6 protein-coding genes are annotated in these 3,512 nt (G+C 69.4%); 4 read left to right on the forward strand and 2 right to left on the reverse strand.

Going from position 1 to position 3,512, the window contains the following annotated elements; translation table 11 throughout:
* Positions 1-89: 89 nt before the first annotated feature.
* Positions 90-734, reverse strand: coding sequence for an RdgB/HAM1 family non-canonical purine NTP pyrophosphatase (gene rdgB, locus HUU94_RS05560; RefSeq protein ID WP_254601985.1), 645 nt, complete (start codon positions 732-734; stop codon positions 90-92).
* On the reverse strand, positions 731-1,447 hold the full coding sequence (rph, locus tag HUU94_RS05565) for a ribonuclease PH (protein WP_174274108.1): 717 nt from the start codon (positions 1,445-1,447) through the stop codon (positions 731-733). The genes rdgB and rph overlap by 4 nt, the downstream gene beginning before the upstream one ends.
* Positions 1,448-1,524: 77 nt before the next feature.
* Between rph and HUU94_RS05570 the strand changes: the two genes are divergently transcribed.
* The 4 genes from HUU94_RS05570 to HUU94_RS05585 form a co-directional block, all read left to right on the forward strand.
* Positions 1,525-1,719: a hypothetical protein gene (locus HUU94_RS05570; RefSeq protein ID WP_174274109.1), complete on the forward strand. Its 195-nt coding sequence runs from the start codon at positions 1,525-1,527 to the stop codon at positions 1,717-1,719.
* A complete protein-coding gene (hrcA, locus tag HUU94_RS05575; RefSeq protein ID WP_174274110.1) occupies positions 1,716-2,759 on the forward strand; it encodes a heat-inducible transcriptional repressor HrcA in 1,044 nt (347 codons plus the stop codon). Before HUU94_RS05570 ends, hrcA begins: the two co-directional genes overlap by 4 nt.
* On the forward strand, positions 2,756-3,277 hold the full coding sequence (gene grpE, locus HUU94_RS05580) for a nucleotide exchange factor GrpE (protein WP_174274111.1): 522 nt from the start codon (positions 2,756-2,758) through the stop codon (positions 3,275-3,277). The genes hrcA and grpE overlap by 4 nt, the downstream gene beginning before the upstream one ends.
* The coding region (locus tag HUU94_RS05585; protein WP_174274112.1) for a hypothetical protein at positions 3,274-3,512 on the forward strand (239 nt) is incomplete at its 3' end. The genes grpE and HUU94_RS05585, both read left to right, overlap by 4 nt.

The following is a 3,512-nucleotide window of genomic DNA, read 5'->3' on the forward strand; positions in this document are numbered from 1 at the left end:
GGGGGGGGGGGGGGGGGGGGGGGGGGGGAGTCCGCCGGATCGACCGGCCTGCCCCACCCCAACCCCTCCCCTGAAGGGGAGGGGCTCGTTCACTGGAGCACCGCCGCGACCAGCTTGCGGAACGCGTCCGCGCGGTGGCTGATCGCATGCTTGGCGTCGGGCTCGATCTCCCCGAACGTCCGCTCGCCGCCGATCGGCAGGAACATCGCGTCATAGCCGAAGCCCTTGTCCCCGCGCGGCGGCCATACCAAGGTGCCGTCCACCCGCCCCTCGAAGGTCTCGACATGGCCGTCGGGCCAGCACAACGTCAGCGCGCAGACGAAATGCGCGTCGCGGCCTTCCTCGGGCGGGACGGCTTCGAGCTTATCCTGCACCAGCCGCATCGCCGCGCCGAAGTCGCGCGTCTCGCCCGCCCAGCGCGCCGAATAGATGCCCGGATCCCCATGCAGCGCATCGACGCACAGCCCGCTGTCGTCGGCCAGCGCGACCAGGCCCGAGAGATCGGCCGAAAAGCGCGCCTTGAGTTCAGCGTTGGCAGCGAAGCTCGTGCCCGTCTCCTCGGGCTCGGGAATGCCCAGCGACGCCGCCGAGACCGGCGCGATCCCGAAGGGCGCGAGCAGCGCGCGAATCTCGCGGACCTTGCCTTCGTTATGGCTGGCGATGACGAGCTTGCCGGGGGCGAGCCGGCGATGCGGCACCGGCGGCGGGTCGTCGTCGACCAGATCGATCGTCACTTGCCGACAGCCCGCGACTGCGCGGCGAAAATCTCGCCGCAGCCGATCCGCGCGAGGCGGAGCAGGCGGAGCAGGGCTTCCTCGTCATAGGTAGCGCCTTCGGCGGTGGCCTGCGCCTCGGCGATGTTGCCATCGGACAGCAGGACGAAATTGGCGTCGGCATGCGCGTTTGAATCCTCGATATAATCGAGGTCGAGCACCGGCGTGCCTTCGTAGATGCCGCACGAGACCGCCGCGACCTGCGCTATGATCGGATCGGCGGCGAGCAGGCCCTTGGCGAGCAGCCCGTCGACCGCCAGCCTGAGCGCGACCCACGCGCCCGAGATCGAGGCGGTGCGCGTGCCGCCGTCGGCCTGGAGAACGTCGCAATCGAGCGTGATCTGGCGCTCGCCGAGCAGGCTCATGTCGACCACCGAGCGCAAGGATCGCCCGATCAGCCGCTGGATTTCCTGCGTGCGCCCCGATTGCTTGCCCTTGGCGGCCTCGCGCTGCCCGCGCGTGTTGGTCGCGCGCGGCAGCATGCCATATTCGGCGGTAACCCAGCCCTGCCCCTTGCCGCGCAGGAACGGCGGCACGCGCTCCTCGACCGAGGCGGTGACGAGCACCTTGGTGTCGCCGAACGCGATCAGGACGCTGCCCTCGGCATGGATGGTATAGGCCGGGGTGATGGTGATGGGACGCATTTGATCGGGGGCGCGGCCGCTTGGGCGCATAAGGGATTGTCCTTGTCGTTGCGGCAGGCGCATGTAGCGGCGCTGGCGCCTTCCCGCCAGCGCCAGGAGCCGGCGCCATGAAGATCGTTCTGCAAATCCTCGGGCTCGCCGCGATCCTCGTCGGATTGCTGTGGATCGGGCAGGGCATCGGCCTCGTGCGCTGGCCCGCGTCGAGCTTCATGATCGATGCGCGGCCCTGGGCGCTGCGCGGCGCGATCCTGGCGCTGGTGGGGGTCGGGCTGCTCGTGCTGGCGCGCCGCCGCAGCCTATGACGCCGACGCCGATCTCCGAACTCTCGACCCGCGCGCGCGAGGTCTTCCGCATGGTGGTGGAGGGCTATATCGACAGCGGCGGGCCGATCGGATCGCGCACCATCTCGCGCTTCGGCGGGCTCAACCTCTCGCCCGCCTCGATCCGCAACGTGATGCAGGACCTGGAGGAGATGGGGCTGCTCGCGGCGCCGCATCATTCCGCCGGGCGGATGCCGACCGAGGGCGGGCTGCGCCTGTTCGTCGACGGCATGATGCAATCGAGCGTACCTTCGGACGAGGAGCGCGCGGCGATCGAGGCGCAGACGCGCGTCGGCGGGCCGGTGGAGGAGGCGCTGGCCGCGACCAGCCAGGTGCTCTCCGGCCTCTCGGCCTGCGCGGGGATCGTGCTGGTGCCGCGCGCCGAGCCGGTGCTGCGCCAGTTCAGCTTCCTGCCGCTGGGACATGGCCAGGCGGTGGCGGTGCTGGTGGGAACCGACGGCTCGATCGAGAATCGCGTCGTCGATCTGCCCCCCGGCGTGCAGCCGAGCGCGCTGGTCGAAGCGGCGAACTATATCACCGAGCGGCTTGGCGGGCTGACGCTGGCCGAGGCGCAGATTCGGCTCGTCGACGAACTCGCGGCCGGGCGTTCGGCCTTGGATCGCGCCGCGCAGGGGCTGGTCGAGCGCGGCCTGGCGATCTGGAGCGAGGATGGCGCGCGCCGCCCGGTGATGATCGTGCGCGGCGCCGCCAACCTGATCGACGCCGCCGCCGCCGAGGATCTCGATCGCGTCCGCCAGTTGCTCGGCGAGATCGAGGGCAAGGAGGAGATCGCCCGGCTGCTCGATAGCGCGCGCGGCGCCCGGGCCTGCAAGATTTTCATCGGATCGGAGAACAAGCTGTTCGCGCTTTCGGGCTCTTCGGTTATCGCCGCGCCCTATCATGATACGGCGGGCCGCGTGGTCGGCGTGGTCGGCGTGATCGGGCCGACGCGGTTGAACTATGCGCGCGTCGTTCCCATGGTGGATTTCACCGCTCAGACACTGACGAGAATGATGGCATGAACGAAGAAGACTTGCGCGACGAAACCGCCGAAGCCGCCCCCGAGGTGGCCGATCATGATCGCGCCGCCGGGCTGGAAAGCGAGCTGGAGGAGATGCGCAAGCAGCTCCTCTACGCGCAGGCGGAGACGCAGAACGTCCGCCGCCGGATGGAGAAGGATGCCGCCGACGCGCGCGCCTATGCCGCGACCAATTTCGCGCGCGACATCCTTTCGGTCGCCGACAATCTTTCGCGCGCGCTGGCGGGCATTCCGGCGGCGGCGCGCGAGGATGAATCTCTCAAGCCCTTCGTCACCGGGATCGAGATGACGTCCAAGGAGCTGGAGAATGTCTTCCAGCGGAACGGCATCACCAAGATCGAGGCGGTCGGCGCCAAGCTCGATCCCAACCGGCATCAGGCGATGATCGAGCTGCCGAGCGATCAGGAGCCGGGGACGATCGTCCAGGAGATGCAGGCGGGCTATATGATCAAGGATCGGCTGCTGCGCCCGGCGATGGTGGGGGTCGCGAAGGCCGGATGATATCGGCGGGGGGCGATCGGGCGGGGCGCGAGACGCTCTGCCGCTTCGATCGCCCCTATCTCCTCGCGCTAAACGTCGGGCTGCGTTCGCACGCCGGCCTTTACTGGGCCGATGCGTCCTGGGCGAAGGATCTGACGAAACACGCGGCCTATCTGCCGCGCCTGACGCTCTTCTGCCCGATCGAGCAGGGCGCGCCACCGGCGGGATGGCAGGCGCTCGATCCCGACGCCTTTCA

This window comes from Sphingomonas bacterium (assembly GCF_903644055.1).
Classification (GTDB): domain Bacteria; phylum Pseudomonadota; class Alphaproteobacteria; order Sphingomonadales; family Sphingomonadaceae; genus Sphingomonas_I.